Below are 20,165 nucleotides of genomic sequence, written 5' to 3' on the forward strand. Positions count from 1 at the left end.
AAAAGCGGGAAAAAGTATCCGGCAGACCATATACGTAGGCCCCCGCTCCTGTTATAACAGGAGCAGAAAGGAGGTGCGCTCTATGAGAAACTTGTTGTTCGGTCATCTGGAGGATTGCTCCACGCCCCAGTATTTCTGCTTTTCTGTTCGTTGCGAGGTGTGCGGAGAATACTGGTACAGCAGCAGCATCTCCTTTTCCAAAGCGGCGCAGGCGGCCCAGCACCGGGAAAAGAAGGAGCTTTATGACGCCATCTATCAGCGGGAGAAGGAGCGGGCCAAGCTGGCAGCCGGACAGGAAGCCAGGGAACGGTTCAGCCAATGTCCTGTCTGCCGGCGGCTGGTCTGTGATGCCTGTTTTCTCATCTGCGATGAGATGGACCTGTGCCGGGAGTGCGCTGCTCGCATGAAAGAGCCCGGGGAGCCGGTGGCACCATGAAAAGGCGATGGTCGCTCCTGATCCTGCTGTGCCTGCTGCTGACCGGATGCAGCGCGGAGGCCTCCGGAGGGCAGTTGATTTCCGCGGCAGAGGGCTCCGGAGCATACAGTGAGGCGCTGCTCCCCTTCCTTCCCGGATATGCGCTCCGGGATGGGGAGGATACCCTCTACGCGGAGGTGAGCCGGGGCAGCGCCGTGGCCTGCTTTGATGTACAGGCCATCCCGGCGCTGGAGCGGGGCATCGGCCGGTATTGGTATCCCCATGTCACGGCCACCGTGATCCTGGCAGTGGACCGCAGCCGGACGGACGCCGCCGTCACCGGCTGGAACAGCCTTCGGGAGAGTCCAGTCCCCGTAGGTATCAGCAGCAGCTCCGTGATCCGCAATATGCTGGCTCTGGGCGCCCTGTCCTACGGGCTGGACCGGGAGGCGCCCTCCAAGCGTGACGCTCTGGAGCTGCTGGAACACCTTGGTCAGAACGGAAACTTCCGGCTGGAGGCGCCGGATGCCCCTATTCTGATCTGTCTGGACTGCGAGGCTGCTGCGTGGAACCGGAACGGAGGAAATTACGAGATCATCGTGCCGGCGGAGGGCACGCTGTCCTGCCGTATGGGGCTGCTCTCCGATGCCCCTCTGACGCTGGAGCCGGGGCTGGATGAAACCCTTCTGTCAGCAGGGCTGCCCCTGGCGGACGGAGAGAGACCGGCTGATTTTCCCGATGATTACCGGCCGGCCCGTACCCTGAGCGAGGAGGACTACGGCTGGTTTCTGGAGTTGACCGGGGACAGCAGCCGGGACCTACGCCGGCAGGTGCTCCACATCCGGCGCTATACCACAGCAGATCTCCGGGAGCATATTTTATCCGCCCTGCTCCTTGCCGCCGCCATCCTGTTGTGGAAGGGGACGGTATCCCATCGGATGATCCGCCGGGATGTCCGCCGGGTAGTGGGGGTCATGGGCTGGCTGATGGTGGGATGGCTGCTGCTGCGCCTGTTCAAATATCAGCTGACAGCAGATGGGCTTCTGTGCCGGATGTGCTGGTACGGCTATTACATCTTTCAGCTTGCCCTTCCGGTAACGCTGCTGTATCTGGCAGTAATCCTGGACCATCCGGAGGGTGAGAAAAAGCCGCTGCGCCCTCTGTGGCCGCCTCTGGCCTGCTATGCCCTCTCTGTGCTATTGGTACTCACAAACGATCTCCACCAGCTGGTGTTTCGTTTTGACCCGGCCGGGGACTGGGCCTCAGACTACCGGTACGGTCCGGGATACTGGGGCGTAATGGCTTTATCCCTCCTGTTCCTGGCCTGCGCAGTCTGGAAGCTGCTCCACAGGGGGCGGTATAGCCCTTACTGGGCCGGCAGGGTGGTTCCGCTGCTGTTCTGCGCGGGGCTTCTGGCCTACATCACTGCTTACATCAGGCGGGTGCCTCTGGCGTGGGAGAGCGACCTTACCGTGAACATCTGTGTGCTGTCTACCCTGTTTTTTGAGTCGGCCCTCCACGCGGGGTTCATCCCGGTCAATCTTCAGTATCAGCGCCTGTTCACCGCCACTCCCATTGGGCTGGCGCTGCTGGATGAGCAGGGCCGCACCGTCCTGTCCTCCTGGGGCGCGCCTCCCGTCTCCCGCTCCATCTGGCGGAGGATCTCCATGGATATGGCCCATCCGCTGCTGCGGGACAGCGACACCCAGCTTCACGCAGTTCCCATTCACGGCGGTATGGCGGTATGGCAGGAGGACCTCTCCCAGCTCAACCGGCTGCGCAGGGAGATCCAGGCTGTGCAGGCCCGTCTGGAGGCAGCCAACGCCCTGCTGCGTGAGGAGAGCGAGGTGAAAAAGCGCCTGCTGGCCGCGGAGACAAACCGCGCCATGTTTGAACAGCTGGACCGGGACATGGAGCGCCGCATCCAGACGCTGGGACGGCTGATCGAGACTCTGCCGGAGACCCCCCATCCCCGGGGCCTGACCGCCTACATCACTCTTTGCCTGTGCCATATCAAACGCAGATGCAATCTGTTTTTCCTGGCACGTCAGGGGGATGGACTGCCCGGAGAGGAATTGAGCATTTATCTGGATGAGCTGGCAGAACTGGCCCGCTATGCGGGGCTGCAGCTGCTCATCCGCTGCGGGCAGCGTGGAGTGCTGGAGATCCGCAGGGCGGCACTGTGCTACGACTTTGCCTTTGAAGCCATATCCTGGGCCCTGGGGGAGAACGCCTCTCCTCTGCTGGGGTATCTGGAGCCGGAGGGCGCCCATCTGGTTTTCCGCTTTCTTCCGGGCGGTGATCCCGGACAATGGCGCTTTTCGGAGGAACTGACGACGGCGGCTGCCGCGCTGGGCGGTCAGATCGCCTGCAAGGATCTGGACGATGCCGTTGGGATCTGCATGACGCTGCCCTTGGGAGGTGAGTCCTGTGGCTGAATTTTACCGGTTTCCCCATTGGGCGCTGACCACATTGGTGATGGCGGCCGCCCTGTGCATCGTGTTTCAAACAAGGGCCATCTCTTACAGCATCCGACGTCTGCCCACCGGCTGGGTGCGCCGGGTGGAAAATGGGATGGAGTGCGCCATCCTCGGGGTGCTATTCCTCTTCGCCGCCCTTCTTGCACAGGTGCAGTATGGGCTGTTCTGCGGCTTTTTGGCACCCAGCGCCTACGGCCTTGTCCGGCAGGCGGTGTTTCTGCTGACTGCGGTGCTGGGGACCACCGCCGCGGTGGGGATGGAACTGATCTGGCCGTTTTTTGCCGTGGGCGGGGCGGCTGTCCTGCTCCCCCTGACAGAGACGGTCACAGGGCCCGCCTATCCCGTCTTTTTTCTGATGAGTATGGCGTTCTTCCTGCTGCGCAGCGTACATATCTGCGTGCTGCGCCGGCGGGAGCTCTACACCCAGCTCTCCTCCGTATCCGTCAAGGAAGCCATTGATACCCTGCATACCGGTCTGCTGTTCTTTCGGCGGTCGGGGGAACTCCTGCTATGCAACCGCAGCATGGAGGAGCTGGCACGGCAGATGACGGGGCAGCCGGTACAGGACGGAAGGCTGTTTCAGCGGCTGCTGGAGTGCGGCCCGCTGTGCGGCGGCTGCGCACGGGAAGTTCTGGGTGGACAGCAGGTGTTTCGCCTCCCCGATTCCTCCGTATGGAGCTTTTCCGCCCATGAGCTCCCCATGGGGCGCCAGACCATGCTTCTGCTGACTGCCGATGATGTCACGGAGCATTGGGACGCGGTGACCTTTCTTGCCCGGCAAAACCAGGCGCTGGAGCAGCGCGGACAGGAGCTTCGCAGCACCATTGCGCATTTACAGGCCATCTGTGAAGCGGAGGAGATCGCCCGAAGCAAGGCGAGGGTACATGACCTTTTGGGACAGCGGATCAGCCTGCTGCTCCGGGCGCTGCGGGATGACCGGCAGATGGATGAGTCGCTGCTGCTGGACTTTGCCCGCAGCCTTCCCACGGCCCTCCGGGAGGACCGCACACCCAGCCCTGCCCATCGTCTGGAGATGCTGCGGGAGACCTTCCAGGGCATGGAGGTGTCGGTGGAGTTCCAGGGCGCGCTGCCGGAGGATGGGGCGGTGGCGGACAGTTTTGCCGAGATCGCCGTGGAATGTGTCACCAACGCCGTGCGCCACGGGTATGCCACCCGCATCCAGTTCCACTTTTTCCAGAATGACTGCTGGCGCATGACGGTCACCGACAACGGCATCCCGCCCGCCGGACCCATCCGGGAGGGCGGCGGCATCGGCGAGATGCGCCGCAGGGTCCGTCAGCTTGGCGGCAGAATGGAGCTCTATACTGTCCCCCGATTCCGAATCGAACTGTCTGTTCCAAAGGAGGCTGTGGAGAAATGACAAACGTTCTGATTGTGGAGGATCACGTTTCCATGCGGGAATCGCTGACCACGGCGCTGACGGCGGCGGGAGATTTTTCCGTGGTGGGCGAAGTGCCCAACGCAGACTATGCCCTGGATTTCTGTAAGCATCTGCATCCGGAACTGGTGCTGATGGATGTCTGCACCGAGGGCGGCGCCTCTGGGCTGAAGGCGGTGGAGGCCATCCGCAAAACAGATCCGGAGGTCAAGATCATCGTCATGACCGCCTTTGACGAGATCACCTATATCCCCCGGGCCAGGGCCGCCGGGGCCAACGGCTTTGTTTACAAAAGCCGGAGCCTGCACGATTTTCTGGAGGTGGCCCGGACGGTGATGGCGGGTGGCAGCAGTTTTCCGGAGCCAAAGACCATTCCTCTCCCCCAGGGGGAGGCTCCCCTCACCGACCGGGAGATGGAGGTGCTGCGGCTGATGTGCAAGCACATGACAAATCAGGAGATCGCCCGGGAGCTGTTTATCAGCGAAAACACTGTCAAATATCACAAGATGAACATGCTGGGCAAGACAGGCTTTTCCAAGGCGGTGGATCTGGCCTTCTATATGATCTCCAACGGCTGGATCAATCCCCTGTATTAAAGAATTGCACTTCCTATCCACCGGCTTTGTGCCGGTGGATTTTTTGTTTCAGGGAAAAGACTACCCGCAGCGGGTAGGGTGCAAATTCGAAATAAGCTCTACAATAAATCTGTAATACAGAAGGTATGGGAGGTGGGGAGGCTGAAAACTGTGCTCCTGATCATGCGGCGGGCATCGCTGGCTCAGGGCCTGATGGCGAAAGTGCGGGACGCCCCGGGAATACAGCTGTGCTATGAGCCGGACTATGCCAACGCGGATGTGGCCATCCGCAGCCATCTGGCCTCTGGGGCACTGCTGGAGGTCTCCGAGGACGGCGATCACGGCATCGACTTCTGTCTGGCCCTGTGCGCATGGCTGCGGGAAGTCACGCCCCACTGCCGGCTCATGCTGATGTGCCCCGAAGGACAGCCGGAGGCTGTGAGCCGCGCCATCGAGGCTAAGCGTAGGGGCGAGATCGACGACTTTGTGTTTTATGATGTATCTCTGGACTATTTGGCCGCCAGTCTGCAATCCCTTTGAGATAGGCAAAGATCATTTTGAAATGGGGGTACCCCCATTTCAACGCCTACCACGGTAGGCGTTGATCCGGCTCTGGTCGATTCGGTTTTATACACAAAGACGGCCTGGCGGCGAACACCAAGAGACAACGGAAAAAGTGCTGCGGTTTTAGGGGGCAGAAGGGAGGAAAAAAGAGGCCGCCGCCGAGAAACAATGCGCGGACAATGGGCATCCAATCAAAATAGGAGGAAGATAGAACATGAGAAAACGAATTACCAGTTTACTGCTGACGCTGGTGATGCTGCTCTCCCTCGTGCCCGCCATGGGCGTGACGGCGAGCGCGGCGGACGATACTTACGGATACGGCAACATCAAGGACTGGAGCGGGTTTAAAAGCTATCTCAGTTCGCCCACTTCAAGAGATCTCACGCTGGAAAATGACATCGATTATACGACGGGATATGATGATGATGCGATCATTATAAAGAAAAGCCAAAAACTGGACCTGAACGGCCATAAGATCAGGATCGACGCAAGCAAGCGGGCGGAGTTTTACAACCTGATCACAATTCGCTCCGGCGAATTCACGCTGTACGACAGCAAGGGCGGCGGCGCGATCGAGGTTGAATTTGCGAGGGACTCCAAGGGGCACTGCATCATCATGATAAGCCCCGACAGTGCTGGCGCGCCTGCCAAATTCACAATGAACGGCGGCACGCTGACAAGGCTGAATCCGATAGATTCGAATGTCTATGGAAACAACGGCTGCATCAGCGACAACTATTTTGTTCCGTTCAAGGGCGGTGAGCGCCCGCAGATCACGATCAACGGCGGCACGATCAACTGCCCGTACAGCTGGGACAGGAGCAATGCCAGTATGAGGCAGGTTGAGTATATGCCGACGGCGCTGCTGCTGCGCTATTCGAAGCTCACGGTCAAGGGCGGCACCTTCAACGGCATAGTCTGGACAGATAAGCTGTCGTGGAAAGAGGGAGATGCGGAGCCGCGCGTTCTTCTCAACGGCGGCGAGTTCAACTTCCCGTTTGCGGTGACCAGCCTGCTGGAAAATAAGACGCAGATGGTCATAGACGGGGCGCGCTTCAACGATGGCCTTTATGTTACCGAAAGCATAAAAGAAAGCAATTATAAGGGGAACGAGCCGGCGATGCTGATCAAAAGCGGCGTATTTGACGCGTCCGGCCAGTATCTCAAGCTCGATATTTACGGTGTCACCAGAGAGCGTGGGTACGATTTGCGGGTCAAACAGCAGGTGATAGAGCGCGTTATGAAGTTCTTCCCGAACAGCGCGATAAAGGTGAACGGGAAGATCTATACCTCCGAGAACATCGGCTCGCGCGTGATATTTGACGACAGTCATTACGGTGGGTCTTTCTATCTGAATTTAAACCTGAAGGGCCCCATCGAGGTCATCCCCAACGCATGGGGCATGAAGTCCGTCACGCTGGACGGCAACCCCATCAACTACTTCAAGGACTGGAAGGGCACCGTCGAGAATCTGAACAACGACGAGGCGCATACCCTCAAGTTCGAGTGGTATCCTCTGGCGAGTGAATTGGTAAATGCGGGCTATACCTATCGAACCAAGTGCGAGCATTATATCTCCGGTTCTTCCGCGGTACAGCAGACAGATACCATCGATGCCGATAAAACCTCGCATACGATCACCATTGAGAAAGGTGCACACCCCAAGGTCTATTCCTATGATTTGCAGCTGAATCTGGATAAGAACGGCAGCTCCGTCGGTATCATAAGCAACGAGCATATCGTTAAGCTGGTGGTGAGCGAAGCGGCGGATACCTTCATTTCTACCGTTTCGTTCAACGTGGACAAGGCTGACGTCGGTGCGCCGGGTGAATTGAGCTTCGAAGCAACGGACAAAAACGGAAAGCCCGTGGCAATCAACCCTGATGTAACGTGGGACCCCACCAACATCAAAGAGGGCATCAACCATGTCTCCTTTACGATTCCCGCCCCGAAGGGCTATACCTTTAGCGGCGAGAACGGCAAGGTCACGACCCTGAAGTTCGGCGGCGTGGATGTCATCGGCTACGTCGATGGCGACGGTGCGCTCAATTACAGCTTCCCTCTGGATGTAGTTCACCGGCATAAGGCAGATCACGTGAGCTATAACGCCAAGTACCACTGGAAGGCCTGCTCCTGCGGCCAGAAGATGATGAACACCAGCGAACAGCACAACATGGGCGCTTGGGTCGCGGGCGATACGCTTTCGAGCGGCGGCGTGGTATATAACCGCTCCTGCATCAGTGGCTGCGGCTATACCGAGACCACCATTGACTACAATAATGTGAAGCACGTTACCAGCCTTGTGCTGAACATGGAAAACTACCCCATGGACGGCATGAGCCCGCATAACTTTGTGAAAAATGGCAGCGAAACGAAGGATGAGGACGGCGAATATCTGCTGACCGTGCGCAACAGCAACATTCCCTATCCGTCCTTCGCCATTACTTCCGGTGGCGATAAGGCAAAGCTCTATGCACTGAATCCGGAGGCTTATGAAGTTCTGGCTGATAACCCGGACTTTGCAATGTGGAGCCGTAACGGAAGCCGTTTGGCACCTGTATGTGATGACCCAAACCATGATACGCACAACGCTAAATCAACCTTTACAACAGGTGAAAATTACGGTGTGCGTCTGTTCCTTGAAGCCGAGGACGGTTATGCGTTCTACAAGGACTTTAATGAGGACAACAATTTCAAGCTTTTCACCGATATGGACGGCATCGAAGTCAAAAACTATATTGTTGAAAAGTGGTATTATTACAGCAAGAGACCTTCGTATGATGATGATAATGTCCCCGAAGGTTGGGGCTGGTATACTCAGGCGCCTGATGACGATAGTGCGGGTGCCAGCAAGGTCGGTGTTCTGTTCCAGCTCACCGCAAGAAACGAGGGCGAGCTGAACATCACCCTGCCGGAGCTGAAGGCCGGCGACGATCTCAAGACAACGTGGGCCGATTTTGAAGGTATTGGCGCTGGCAATTTCGTAAAGGACTGTTACGGTAGCGAGACAATGGCGTGGTGGGGCGGCCCCAGCTGTGTGATTCACAATAGTGCTGTCACCGGCGAGAGCGTGAGCGTGATCGCGCAGGCCGGACAGACCTACAGGCTGACCATCCCTGCTGTGAATGAATACGTTCTGGCACACACCACCATTAAGAATCCGACGGCCGCAACCCGGATTGACGAGAGTCCGGACGGCGCGATCACCGTAACCTACAAGCTGCCCGCCGCTGCCGACGATAAGACCGTGAACGGCGCAGCCGTCAGCATCACGCCTCCGGCCTACGGCGTTGCGCCCGACACCACGGCGACGGTTGCCGGTACTGCTCACTGCACGGCTTCCGCTGTGACGTGGAACCCCACTGATGCAGCATTTGGCGAGAAGATTTATACCGCAACCGTTACGCTGACCGCGGATACGGACTATACCTTTGCAAATGATGCGGTATTCACCATCAACGGCCACAAGGTTACTCCCGAAGCGGACAGCACTACTACCAGCGTGACCCTCAGCTACCCCTTCCCGGCACTGACTGGGCCCCATACGCACACCTATGGCGGTAACTGGATCTTTGCAACTCCCGATACGCATATCCGTTACTGCACGGCGAACGACGGTTCTTACGAGGAAGCCCCGCACAGCATCACCAGCTGGACGGACAAGGGCGACGGCAAGACCCACACCGGCACCTGCACCGATTGCGGCTATGAAAAGACCGAGAACCACAGCTGGGAAGTCGATCACGAGGTCCCGCCCACTGTGACCGCCGAGGGGACTCGTTATTACAAGTGCTCTGCCTGCGCAGCTGACAAGACCGAGAGTATCCCCAAACTCATCGAGTACAGCGTTACGGTCAACACCGATGGCAACGGCACGGCTTCTGCGGATCACGCCAAGGCGGTCGCCGGGACGGAGATCAAGCTGACCGCCAAGGCCGACAGCGGCTATCACTTCAAGGAGTGGCAGGTCGTCAAGGGTGGCATGACCATCACCAACAACAAGTTCACCATGCCTGACGAGGCTGTCGAGATCATGGCGATCTTCGAGAAGAACGCCTCCACCGGCACCGGCGGCGGCGGTGTCACCACCTATCCCATCACCGTGAAGAGCGCCAAGAACGGCGATGTGACCGCCAGCCACAAGTCCGCTGCCAAGGGCACCACCGTCACCCTGACGGTCGATCCCGACAAGGGCTATGTACTGGATACCCTCACTGTGCTGGACGATAAGGACAAGGAAATCAAGCTGACTGAGAAAAACGGCAAGTATGTCTTTACTATGCCGTCCGGCAAGGTTACCGTAGCGGGCAGGTTCAAGGTCGAGCAGCCTGCCGGCAAGCATCCCTTCACGGACATTCCCTCCGGCGCTTATTATGAGAACGCTGTGATCTGGGCTGCGGACAAGGGCATCACCGGCGGCACCAGCGCCACCACCTTCTCCCCCAACGGCATCTGTACCCGCGCCCAGGCGGTCACCTTCCTGTGGAGGGCTGCCGGATCTCCCGCCACCAAGAGCATGAACAGCTTTGCCGATGTCCCCGCAGATGCCTACTATGCCAAAGCGGTGGCCTGGGCCGTTGAGAACGGCATCACCAGCGGCACAGGCGGCGGTAAGTTCAGCCCCGACGCTACCTGTACCCGCGCTCAGATCGTCACCTTCCTGTACCGTGCGGCGGGCAGCCCTGCGGTCAGCGGAGGAAGTGTATTCAGCGATGTAAAGGCCGGCGCTTACTATGCCGACGCGGTCACATGGGCGGCGAACAAGGGCATCACTGGCGGGATCGGCAATGGCCTGTTCGGTTCGGATAACAACTGCACCCGCGCCCAGGTCGTCACCTTCCTCTATCGGTATGTGGAATAATAACAGGATATTCTTACCAAGTGGGGCGGCAAATGCCGCTCCGCTTTTTTGCGTTTTGTCCGAAAAACTACCTGCTGCGGGTAGGGCGCAAAACAGCGGCACCCGGTAAAATGAAACCATAGTAGAGCGCAGAGGAACAAAAACAGAAAGAAAAGAGGTGTCGTCATGCAAGTAACTGCAAACAGGAAAATGATGATGTCAAGGTGTGCAGTGAGATGAAACGAGTATGGATGTCTATGCTGGCCTTGCTGTTGGCGCTCTGCCTGACGGCCTGCGGCGGCACCCCCGGCGGCGGAGAAGAAGGGCCGCCCGAGTCTCCTGATGACACAGCGACCTCCGCCCCTCCGTCCGACCATAACTCCGACAGTTCATTGGGCGGTACCTATTGGACGGCTGTACAGCACGAGTCCTACAACGATCTCTTTGATCGCACAGAGGTGAGCCAGATGCCCACGGAGCGGTGGTGGGCCGATCTCTTTCTCAACGAGGACGGAACGGCGCAATTCCGTGAGGTCCTGGGCGACAGCTTTAACAGCTATCTGGGCAGCGGGACCTGGTGGCTCGGCGCGGATCACACCCTGCGGCTGACAAGTTCGGACGGCGATGAAGATGGTGAGATGAATGGCCGCATTGAAGATGGCCGCATCATTTTGGAATCCTTCTATGGGGATCGATTCTATTTTGAAAAAGCGGAGCGGCCGGGCCCGGGCGGCGAACTGTGTATCGCAAACCTGCATGGGACATGGCACATGACCACAGGCGAGGTGGAGGGCTGGAGCTATAACGCTCGGGAAGAAGGCCTGGCCTCCACGCTGGTTTTTGAAAGCAGGTGGAGCGACGCCATCGAGGGATATGTGCTGAGAGCGGATTATTACTTTGCGGACTTTCTGGATACGGATGAGCCGGAATACCGGCAGGAAGCCGAGCTTCGGACGGAACTGCTGGAGGAACCGCTGTTCCACGGCCTCTCCAACGAGCTTTGGAGCGTCCGGCTCTTTCACGATGATACCGGCGCGGAGTTCTTTCTCACTCTGACCGATCCGGATACGCTGTATCTCCAGGAGCATTATGAGACGGACGGCGCTCCGGCAGTCCGCACGGCGGTCTACCAGCGGGTAGACGCATTCCTGCCGGAAACGCTGCAGACGGCTTTGTATGAGGAACCGTCTGACAGCCTGATTTTCTACTGGACCAACCCGCCGGAGGAGGTATCCGCATGGCTGGAGGTACTGCCGGTCACAAAGCTGGAGCCGGATGGACTGGACAGGCTGCTGGTGGTGGGGCGCTGGTATGAAACACAGATCCGGTTCTGTACGGGCGAGCCCCTGTGGGATGACAGCGGACGGCTTCTGGATTGGGTCACGGACGAGATCCTGTACGACGAAACGCTCAACATTGATGAGCCTCGGTGGTTTTCCCTGACGATCCCGGAAGGCGTACCGAACCTGTGCCTGCACATCAAGCGCTCCTGGGAGGATTTTTGGTACCTCTGGCCCATCACCGACACAAACGGGTATCTGGTGGATGGGTGGACATTCCTGACACCATAACAAAATAAAACAAGAGAGGAGATCGCATTATGGGACTGATCAAAGCTGCATTGGGAGCAGCCGGCGGCGTGATGGCCGACCAGTGGAAGGAATTCTTCTACTGCGAAGCCATCCCCGCGGATGTGCTGGCGGTAAAGGGAAAGAAGAAGGCCACAGGCCGCTCCAGCAACACCAAGGGGGATGACAACATCATCACCAATGGCTCTGTCATTGCCGTGGCCAACGGCCAGTGTATGCTCATCGTGGAGCAGGGCAAGGTGGTGGATATGTGCGCCGAGCCGGGCGAGTACACCTACGATATGTCCACCGAGCCCAGCCTCTTCACCGGCGATCTGGGGGAATCCATCAAGGGCGTGTTCCAGAACATCGGCAAGCGTTTCACCTTCGGCGGAGAGGCCCCCAAGGACCAGCGCATCTACTATTTCAATACCAAGGAGCTCACCGGCAACAAGTACGGAACCCCAAGCCCCGTCCCCTTCCGGGTGGTGGACCAGCGGGCGGGTATCGACATCGATATCGCCATCCGCTGCTTCGGCGAGTACAGCATCCGCCTGAAAAACCCCATGCTGTTCTATACCAATGTCTGCGGCAACGTCAGCGAGGACTTTAAGACCGAGCAGATCGCGGGGCAGATGAAGACGGAGCTGCTCACCGCCCTGCAGCCCGCATTCGCAAAGATCTCGGAAATGGGTATCCGTTACTCCGCCCTTCCCGGCCACACCCTGGAGCTGGCAGAAGCCCTCAACGAGCAGCTCTCCTCCCGGTGGCGGGACCTGCGGGGCATGGAGATCGTTTCCTTTGGCGTCTCCAGCGTCAAGGCCAACGAGGAAGACGAGCAGATGATCAAGGAGCTGCAGCGCAACGCGGCCTTTATGGACCCCACCCGGGCGGCGGCCCATCTGGTAGGCGCACAGGCCAGCGCCATGCAGTCCGCGGCCAGCAACCCCAATGCCGGTCCCGCTATGGCTTTTATGGGCATGGGGATGGCTGGACAGATGGGCGGCATGAACGCCCAGAACCTCTATCAGATGGGCGCGCAGCAGCAGGCTCAGCCCGCACACGCACCTGTACCCACGCCCCCGCCTGCCGCCCCTGGCTGGACCTGCGCCTGCGGACAAAGCGGCATCACCGGCAGCTTCTGCCCTAACTGCGGCAGCAAAAAGCCGGAGCCCAAGCCGGCAGCAGAGAGCTGGCAGTGTACCTGCGGTGCAGCCGTCACCGGAAAATTCTGCCCAGAGTGCGGCAAGCCCCGGCCCGCAGCGGACGGCTGGACCTGTTCCTGCGGCGCGGTGAACAAAGGGAAATTCTGCGCGGAGTGCGGGGCGAAAAAGCCCGCTGGCGTACCCCAGTACAAATGCGACAAATGTGGCTGGGAGCCAGATGATCCCGCCCATCCGCCCAAGTTCTGCCCGGAGTGCGGCGATCCCTTTGACGATGGCGATGTGCAGGGATGACCCGTGGAAGAAAAACCGCCGTATTTTCTGTTGTAGGTCTGTTCCTGCTTCTGGCGGCTGCGGGATATTGTTTCAGAGGTCATCAGGGAGGTGATTCATCCATACAGAAGAAATCTGCCGTGCCGCCCGGTACCTTGACCGGCGTCACATACAGCCACACCAGCGGCATGGTTGCCAGAGCGGATTTTGCCATCACGCTTTCGCCGGTGGCTATTCTGGAAACAAGCTATTATCCGGCCCTTGATCCGGATACGGCGGAGGACGAGGACTGGTATCATCCGTCCACCAAAGAGAATGTCCCCATCACCGCGGCTCAGTGGTCGGATGTGGAGCAGATCATTCTGGAGCTCTACCCGCTGATGGAGCCCATCCCGGAAAACCGGCGTGAGGTGAAGCTGCCACCGGGGATCGAAGTCATGGATGGCGGGGACTCCACCAGCCTGATCCTGACCTGGAGCACAGAAGACGGAACACGGAGCATCCGTTATAATCCGCCAAACGACCGCCGTATCCATACGCTGATCGCTCTGCTGGAGGAGCTGGCCGACCCCATTGGACGGGAGATCCCCCGCTATGCCCCGCCGGAGCTGAGCGGCTTCTATATGGGGCAGTCCGGGGCTCTCTTCTCCAAGGACTATTCCTTCCAATTCGACCGGGGTTCGTCTGTTGTGTACGGAGAGGACGCCCCATATATCCTCCGGGCCAGGTTTACCCCGTCCGGTCGGAAGCAGGAGATCTGGAGTGACTGGGCCGTGTCAGATGAGGAGTGGGATGCCTTCACCGCGTTTGCGGAGGAGATCCGTCTGGAAGAACAGCCGGACGGCAGCTCGGAAAAGCCGGCCTGCACCCTCTATTACTCTGACGGCAAACAGCAGCAGAAGAAATTGGATCAGGAAACAGCGAAGCAGCTCCGGGCGTATTTTACAGAGCTGGCCCTGTGCCTGCTGGATGAACAGCCATAGTACGCAAAGCGATCCATAAAAACAGAACATAGGAGGTACTACAAATGAAAGGTCAGAAGATTTTGAAAGTCACATCCATTCTCATGATCATCGGCGGCATCATCGCCGCCATCGCCGGCGTCATCGCCATTCTCGGCGTCAGCGCCCTGGCAGCCCTGTCGGGGAGCGCGGAGGGTACCGGCCTGCTCTATGCCAGCTCCATTCTTGTGACTGTGGCCTCTGTGATCCAGTTTATCGCGGGCATTAAGGGCATCGGGGCCTGCAGCGCACCCCAGAAGGCCGCTTCCTGCGTCAAATGGGGCATTATCATTGCGATCTTAGCGATCATCTCCATCATCATCGGTTTTGTAGGCGGAGGCCAGTTCAGCATCACCAGTCTGGTGCTCAACCTTCTGCTGCCGGGATTGTATGTCTACGGCGCCATGCAGATGAAGGGCACCGCGTAAGCGGCTTCAGAAAGGGGTGCAGATGATGGGGCTCTTTGGAAAACTATTTGATAAAAAGGAATGCTCGGTCTGCGGCGGCGAGATCGGGCTGCTGGGCAACCGCAAGCTGGAGGACGGCAATCTGTGCAAGGAATGTGCCGCCAAGCTCTCCCCCTGGTTCAGCGACCGCCGCCAGAGCACGGTGGCGGAGATCCAGGAGCAGCTGACCTACCGGGAGGCCAATCAAGCCAAGGTATCCTCTTTTCGCACCACCCGTACTCTGGGTGAGCGTACCAAGGTGCTGCTGGACGAGGATGCGGGTCTGTTTATGGTCACCTCCGCCAGAAATTGGGAGGAGGCCAATCCGGATGTGCTGTCCTTCTCCGATGTGACCGGCTGCAAGCTGGACATCGACGAGCGCAGGACGGAGATCGAATACAGGGATAAGGATGGAGAGCGGCAGAGCTTCAATCCCAAACGGTATGCCTATTCCTACGATTTCTACATCGTGATCAACGTCAACAATCCCTATTTCAGCGAGATCCGCTTCCAACTCAACAGCAGCTCAGTGGATAACGATGAGGAAACACTGCTGGATGGGCCCAACGCCATGCGCAGACCCCGCGGGGGTCTCCGGGCTAAAGCCGGCGGAATGGACGGCGGCTCCCTGACCTCCAACGCGGAGGAGGTGCGCTCCAGCGTGGAATACCGGCAATATGAGGAAATGGGCTGTGAGATCCGGGATGCGCTGCTGCAGGTCCGGCAGCAGGCGCGGGAGGAAGCGGCCGCGGCAGCAGCACCCAAGGCGGCGGTGACCTGTCCGTACTGCGGGGCGACCACCACACCGGATGCCAGCGGCTGCTGCGAGTTTTGCGGCGGCGCAATCAACGGATAAGAATATCTTGGAGCAATAGAAAACAACGAAAATGAAAGGAGCTTCACCATGAAGAAGTATGAAATTTTAGGAGAAAATCTGCCGGTCGTCGTATGTGAATTGTCCCCAGGCGAATCCATGATCACGGAGAGCGGCAGCATGAGCTGGATGAGCCCAAATATGAAAATGGAAACCACCACCGGAGGCGGTATGAAGAAGATGCTGGGGCGGCTGGTGTCCGGTGATTCCGCATTCCAGAACAAGTTCACCGCAGAGGGTGGGGACGGGTTCATCGCCTTCGCTTCCAGCTTTCCCGGGGCCATCAAGGCTCTGAACATCAGTGCCGGCCGGTCCATGATTGTGCAGAAAAGCGCGTTTCTTGCCTCTGAGGAGGGTGTGGAACTATCCATGCACTTCCAGAAAAAACTGGGCTCCGGCATCTTTGGCGGCGAGGGCTTCATCATGCAGAAACTGAGCGGAAACGGGATCGCCTTTATTGAGATCGACGGTCACGCGGCAGAGTATGACCTGAGCGCCGGACAGGAGCTTCTGGTCAGCACGGGATATCTGGCGGCAATGGAAGAGAGCTGCTCCATGGATGTGGTGATGGTCAAGGGCGCGAAGAACATGCTCCTGGGCGGCGAGGGTATTTTTAATACCGTTGTCAGGGGCCCCGGTAAGGTGATCCTGCAGACCATGCCCATCAGCAAGGTGGCAGAACTGCTGACGCCGTTTTTCGGCAGCAAAAAATAAGAAATGACAGGGAGGAGAATAGCAATGAAAACCAGGTTAAGGATATCCTGCTTGCTTCTCGCGTCGCTGATGCTGTTCGCCCTCGCGGCCTGCGGCAAGGACAGCCCGGAGCCGAGCCCGACGCCGAAAGGAACGGAGCAGACAAAGCCACCTGCGCAGCCAGCGGCTGAATCAACGATACATACACCCCTGTGGGATCTGTCCTACGATGAAGCGGACGGCTGGGTCTACGAAGAAGATGATTTTTATGATGATGAAGATTTCTCCAAGATCATTCTGGTGATTCCTGATGAAGCAGACGGCTCAGAGGTGATCAATGCGGAGATCCGTGTTTCCGTGGAAGGGCCGTATAACTTCCGTGACTATCTCACCAGCTTTGGCTTTGACGAATACGAATATGCGGTCAATCAGGCCTATGACTTTACCCAAGTCGGCGGCATTGACTGCCTCGAGGCCGAAGGAAACTATTGGGGGTCTCCGTGCCTGCGGTATTTTGGCCGCGCGGAGGGCGCCGGTGCAACGGTTCTGATCGAGATCATCGGCGAGTACGAGGATGAGCGGGTGGATAAGCTGCTGTCCGGGCTGACCATCAACCTGGAGGACGTGGGAAATGTGGATGGCCCCTGGTACTGGGAAGGCGAGCCCTTCTCCGCCCAGCCCCGCAGCGTCATGGTGGGGACGTATACGCTCAGCAGCCAGTGGCTGCCTATTACAGACTGCATCATCACAAAGGAGACCTTCAATCACGCAGCTGCTGTCACAGGAGATCAGGCTTACCTTCTGGTGGACGGAGAATTGAAGCGCTTCGATTACGACGGCGCATCTCTGAACTTTGCGGAGGATATTGTGCTGGACGCGGAATATGAGGATATTTCCGCCGACACCACAGGGACCCTCTGGCTGGCGAATTTTATGGAGCCGCTGATCAGCTGGAAGGACGGCGCACAGACGGCGTCCTATGAGGGCCCGGATCACGTCACCATGCACCCATCCGGGACCTGGGGCGTCAGCTGGTTCTCCGGCCCGGAATGTGAAAAGATCACCCTCTCCGGCGGAGCCCTCAAGACGGAGCCCATTGTATTCCAGGAAGTGGATATCCTCAGTCATCTGCTGATCGACGACAGCCACATCTATGTCTGCGGGTCTGCCGTGGATGGCAGCGGTCACAAGGTGTTTGTCTATGACAGCAATGGCGCGCTGCAAATGACTTTGGCAGATTCCGACGGAAGCGGCCTGGGAAGCATTACCTTTATTACGCAGACCGCAAATGGCTATCTGGCCCTGGACGGAAATATGCGTGAGGTGGTGCTCTGGACCAAGGACGGCGCCTATCTCGGCGAGGCGGATGACGGCGACCTGTTCGGCACGGACTATCCCTGGTTCTGCGGCGGCGCGAAGCTGGCTGACGGCAGCATCCTGGCTATCATGACCGAAGACCGGGCGGACGAGTCCGCGATGGAACTGGTGGCATTCAAACTCAGCGGCTTTTAAGGAGGATCTGACATGAAACGCACGAGGTTATTCTGCGTCCTGCTTGCGGCGGCGATGCTGCTCAGTCTGGCCGCCTGCGGCAAGGACGACCCGAAAGAGTCCAATTCGCTCCAGATCGGGGACTATGCGCTGCTCTACAAGGGGGCCAGCATCATGGAGGACTCAGATGGAAACGACGCGCTGGTCCTGACGCTGGATTTTACCAACAACAGCAAGGACAGCGGCTCCTATGTATGGTCCATCTCTGAAACAGCGATACAGAACGGCGCAGAATTGGCTATCGCCACCGTCTTTGCGAACAGCGACTCCTACGACACGGTGATCGACAGTCAATTTACGGATGTCGCGCCGGGTGAAACCCTTGAACTCCGCACCGCCTTTGTGCTGGCGGATACCACCAGCAAGGTCGAGGTGACCTTTGAGGAGGCGTTCGGCGACAAAACCGGTAAGATCACCGTCGATCCGTCCACACTCAGCCGGGAAGCGGCGGGAAGCGGTACGGGTCAGGATACTGGAACCGGAGATATACTGCTGGACTGGTGGAACGGCGACTGGTACGGCTGGTGGATCATGACCGGCTGCTCGGGCGACTACGAGGATCTGGAGGGCGCCTGGTGGGACATATGCGGCGCCATTGACATCGGCGGGGACGGCACGGGCACTGTCACCCTCTGGGATGAGGACTACACGAAATCGGAACCGATGGTCTCCGCATCGGTCAGCCTCAGTGATGATGGGACCAGCATATATGGCACCATGACATCCGAGGGCGGTGCCTTCACGGATATTGCGCTGGAGCACGGGGACTGGATCGTTGACCCGGGACTGGTGGACTATGGGGACATGATCCACATTGACGGTGATTACGAAAACGGCGGAGATGCGTTCCACTATGATATCTACCTGCGCCCGTGGGGGACCTATTGGGTGGATGTGGACGAGGAGGATCTGCCCAATCTCTATGACAGCTGGTATCTGCCTCTGATCGATGCGGAGGAGCCTATGCCGGACAGCATCGGATGACACCAGAATGGGGATCGTTCCCGCCCCATTTGGGTCGGAGCGATCCCCGTTTGCGCAATGGTATGGAGCAGTGACGTTTGAAAGGAGCAGTTATGAAAAGGACATCAAAACGAGTGATCGCATTTTTTCTAATACTGGTTCTGGTGCTGTCTCTCTGTGCCTGCGCGCAAAAACAGCAAGCGGGAACAGACGAACCAAATCGAAGCGCCGATGGTGAGACGCTGTCTGGTATGCCCGATCAAAAACTGCCGGAAAAGCTGCGCCCGGGGGCCGGGGGATCGGATATGCAGCCGACACCGACCGGATTCTCCGCGGAAGCGGAACAATCTCTTGTCTGGCTGCGGGACAGAATCGATTTCCCCCAGACCATGTTCGGCGCAGCGTATCTGGGCTATGTGGAAGAAGGTGATGACTGGCTGTCCGCGGCAGACCAGGCCATGCTGGAGGCATATCCTTTCCTTGCGGAGATCGATGAAAACCATATCATCGGCAGCACGGGACATCTGTACTGTATCGTGCCGGTGGATGAAAACGCGACGGTCGCCATCAATCGTGTGCAATGGAATGAGAATACCTATACCTACGAGAACACAGAGGTCTGCTATCGGTCGGAAAGCGGGGAACCGGTGCTGTTCTTTGCCAATCTCAATGGCGTTGCATACGAGGCAGACACGCAGGTCTGGATCACTGACAACAGCGGGAATTCCTGCGAATGGTACCCATCCCTCGACTCCATGAGCTATCTTTGGCCGTGCATATCGGAAACCGGAGACTACCTCTCCTTCGACTTTACGGAATACGGCTGGCAGGACGTGTCTTCGGAGCTTGCACCGTGGCTGAGTGACGGCTATAGCGGAGTCTATTCGTGGGGGCTTGAGGGCTGCTGGACCACACAGGCAGCGGCGTGGGATACGGGCCGCACAGCAAATTACTACCTGTGGTTCTTCCCTGAGGATGAGAACGGCGGAAGTGTAGATCTGGATTGGCAGTACGAGGGCTCGGATCTTTTCGAAGAGATGTGGGGCGGCTACTGGGAGATCACATCCGTCATGGACGGGCCCAGCTATGTGACTATCAGTCTGTCCCTGGTGGGCGGCGAAAACTATGGCGTCACAGACGGCCCGTATTATATCTCTGAGACTTATCCCCTTCTGATCAGCCCCAGCGGCGAGGAGATGGTGTTGGGCGCCGGTGAGAACGGTGTCAGTCTGCCGTTTATGCCGCAGGATGACCCACAGCCGTATACGCTGACGCTGGACAGCTGGTTCACTGAAAGCTCGGTCTGGTAAACTGCTGCGGATTCTGGGCTGTTCCCGGTCTGCTCCGGTACGGAAAGGAG

At 58.4% G+C, this 20,165-nt stretch carries 16 protein-coding genes; 15 read left to right on the forward strand and 1 reads right to left on the reverse strand.

Annotation, left to right across the window (positions count from 1 at the left end):
- Window positions 1-82: 82 nt before the first annotated feature.
- The 5 genes from ACTNB1_RS11660 (at window position 83) to ACTNB1_RS11680 (ending at window position 5,409) form a co-directional block, all read left to right on the forward strand.
- Window positions 83-436, forward strand: coding sequence for a hypothetical protein (locus tag ACTNB1_RS11660; RefSeq protein ID WP_295717381.1), 354 nt, complete (start codon window positions 83-85; stop codon window positions 434-436).
- The gene (locus ACTNB1_RS11665) at window positions 433-2,853 is read left to right on the forward strand and encodes a histidine kinase N-terminal 7TM domain-containing protein (protein WP_441169673.1); all 2,421 of its coding nucleotides are present in this window, start codon (window positions 433-435) and stop codon (window positions 2,851-2,853) included. Before ACTNB1_RS11660 ends, ACTNB1_RS11665 begins: the two co-directional genes overlap by 4 nt.
- A complete protein-coding gene (locus ACTNB1_RS11670) occupies window positions 2,846-4,276 on the forward strand; it encodes a sensor histidine kinase (protein ID WP_441169675.1) in 1,431 nt (476 codons plus the stop codon). Before ACTNB1_RS11665 ends, ACTNB1_RS11670 begins: the two co-directional genes overlap by 8 nt.
- A complete protein-coding gene (locus tag ACTNB1_RS11675) occupies window positions 4,273-4,890 on the forward strand; it encodes a response regulator (RefSeq protein ID WP_441169677.1) in 618 nt (205 codons plus the stop codon). Before ACTNB1_RS11670 ends, ACTNB1_RS11675 begins: the two co-directional genes overlap by 4 nt.
- Window positions 4,891-5,040: 150 nt before the next feature.
- Window positions 5,041-5,409 (forward strand): hypothetical protein, encoded by a 369-nt coding sequence (locus tag ACTNB1_RS11680; RefSeq protein WP_075705364.1) that lies wholly within the window; start codon window positions 5,041-5,043, stop codon window positions 5,407-5,409.
- Window positions 5,410-5,803: 394 nt separating this feature from the next.
- On the opposite strand, the gene ACTNB1_RS11685 is transcribed toward ACTNB1_RS11680, so the two are convergent.
- Window positions 5,804-6,766 (reverse strand): hypothetical protein, encoded by a 963-nt coding sequence (locus ACTNB1_RS11685; protein ID WP_441169678.1) that lies wholly within the window; start codon window positions 6,764-6,766, stop codon window positions 5,804-5,806.
- Between ACTNB1_RS11685 and ACTNB1_RS11690 the strand changes: the two genes are divergently transcribed.
- The 10 genes from ACTNB1_RS11690 to ACTNB1_RS11735 all read left to right on the forward strand — a co-directional run bounded on the left by ACTNB1_RS11690 (window position 6,704) and on the right by ACTNB1_RS11735 (window position 20,115).
- Window positions 6,704-10,294: an S-layer homology domain-containing protein gene (locus tag ACTNB1_RS11690; protein WP_441169679.1), complete on the forward strand. Its 3,591-nt coding sequence runs from the start codon at window positions 6,704-6,706 to the stop codon at window positions 10,292-10,294. The two genes, ACTNB1_RS11685 and ACTNB1_RS11690, sit on opposite strands and share 63 nt — an antisense overlap.
- 215 nt (window positions 10,295-10,509) lie before the next feature.
- Complete coding sequence (locus ACTNB1_RS11695; protein WP_441169681.1) at window positions 10,510-11,844, forward strand: hypothetical protein; 1,335 nt, start codon at window positions 10,510-10,512, stop codon at window positions 11,842-11,844.
- 29 nt (window positions 11,845-11,873) lie between these two features.
- The gene (locus ACTNB1_RS11700; RefSeq protein ID WP_441169682.1) at window positions 11,874-13,298 is read left to right on the forward strand and encodes an SPFH domain-containing protein; all 1,425 of its coding nucleotides are present in this window, start codon (window positions 11,874-11,876) and stop codon (window positions 13,296-13,298) included.
- Window positions 13,299-13,417: 119 nt separating this feature from the next.
- Window positions 13,418-14,260: a hypothetical protein gene (locus tag ACTNB1_RS11705; RefSeq protein WP_441169684.1), complete on the forward strand. Its 843-nt coding sequence runs from the start codon at window positions 13,418-13,420 to the stop codon at window positions 14,258-14,260.
- Window positions 14,261-14,304: 44 nt separating this feature from the next.
- Entirely contained in the window at window positions 14,305-14,706 is a 402-nt protein-coding gene (locus tag ACTNB1_RS11710) for a hypothetical protein (RefSeq protein WP_087347549.1), read from the forward strand.
- 25 nt (window positions 14,707-14,731) lie between these two features.
- Window positions 14,732-15,580, forward strand: a complete 849-nt coding sequence (locus ACTNB1_RS11715; RefSeq protein ID WP_441169686.1) for a DUF4428 domain-containing protein — start codon at window positions 14,732-14,734, stop codon at window positions 15,578-15,580.
- Window positions 15,581-15,628: 48 nt separating this feature from the next.
- Window positions 15,629-16,312 carry a TIGR00266 family protein gene (locus ACTNB1_RS11720; protein WP_441169687.1) on the forward strand — a complete coding sequence of 228 codons (684 nt, stop codon included), beginning with the start codon at window positions 15,629-15,631 and terminating at the stop codon, window positions 16,310-16,312.
- A 24-nt stretch (window positions 16,313-16,336) separates the two neighbouring features.
- Window positions 16,337-17,803: an LptM family lipoprotein gene (locus tag ACTNB1_RS11725; protein WP_441169689.1), complete on the forward strand. Its 1,467-nt coding sequence runs from the start codon at window positions 16,337-16,339 to the stop codon at window positions 17,801-17,803.
- 12 nt (window positions 17,804-17,815) lie between these two features.
- A complete protein-coding gene (locus ACTNB1_RS11730; RefSeq protein ID WP_116721480.1) occupies window positions 17,816-18,826 on the forward strand; it encodes a DUF5067 domain-containing protein in 1,011 nt (336 codons plus the stop codon).
- 77 nt (window positions 18,827-18,903) lie between these two features.
- Window positions 18,904-20,115, forward strand: a complete 1,212-nt coding sequence (locus ACTNB1_RS11735; protein ID WP_441169690.1) for a hypothetical protein — start codon at window positions 18,904-18,906, stop codon at window positions 20,113-20,115.
- Window positions 20,116-20,165: the final 50 nt, after the last annotated feature.

Source organism: Flavonifractor sp. HCP28S3_F3, from assembly GCF_052065355.1.
In the GTDB taxonomy this organism is placed as follows: Bacteria; Bacillota; Clostridia; order Oscillospirales; family Oscillospiraceae; genus Flavonifractor.

Coding starts and splice junctions, on each gene's coding strand:
- ACTNB1_RS11660 (WP_295717381.1), top strand. CDS start 83: ATGAGAAACTTGTTGTTCGGTCATCTGGAGGATTGCTCCACGCCCCAG.
- ACTNB1_RS11665 (WP_441169673.1), top strand. CDS start 433: ATGAAAAGGCGATGGTCGCTCCTGATCCTGCTGTGCCTGCTGCTGACC.
- ACTNB1_RS11675 (WP_441169677.1), top strand. CDS start 4,273: ATGACAAACGTTCTGATTGTGGAGGATCACGTTTCCATGCGGGAATCG.
- ACTNB1_RS11685 (WP_441169678.1), bottom strand. CDS start 6,766: ATGACTGTCGTCAAATATCACGCGCGAGCCGATGTTCTCGGAGGTATA.
- ACTNB1_RS11695 (WP_441169681.1), top strand. CDS start 10,510: ATGAAACGAGTATGGATGTCTATGCTGGCCTTGCTGTTGGCGCTCTGC.
- ACTNB1_RS11700 (WP_441169682.1), top strand. CDS start 11,874: ATGGGACTGATCAAAGCTGCATTGGGAGCAGCCGGCGGCGTGATGGCC.
- ACTNB1_RS11710 (WP_087347549.1), top strand. CDS start 14,305: ATGAAAGGTCAGAAGATTTTGAAAGTCACATCCATTCTCATGATCATC.
- ACTNB1_RS11715 (WP_441169686.1), top strand. CDS start 14,732: ATGGGGCTCTTTGGAAAACTATTTGATAAAAAGGAATGCTCGGTCTGC.
- ACTNB1_RS11720 (WP_441169687.1), top strand. CDS start 15,629: ATGAAGAAGTATGAAATTTTAGGAGAAAATCTGCCGGTCGTCGTATGT.
- ACTNB1_RS11725 (WP_441169689.1), top strand. CDS start 16,337: ATGAAAACCAGGTTAAGGATATCCTGCTTGCTTCTCGCGTCGCTGATG.
- ACTNB1_RS11730 (WP_116721480.1), top strand. CDS start 17,816: ATGAAACGCACGAGGTTATTCTGCGTCCTGCTTGCGGCGGCGATGCTG.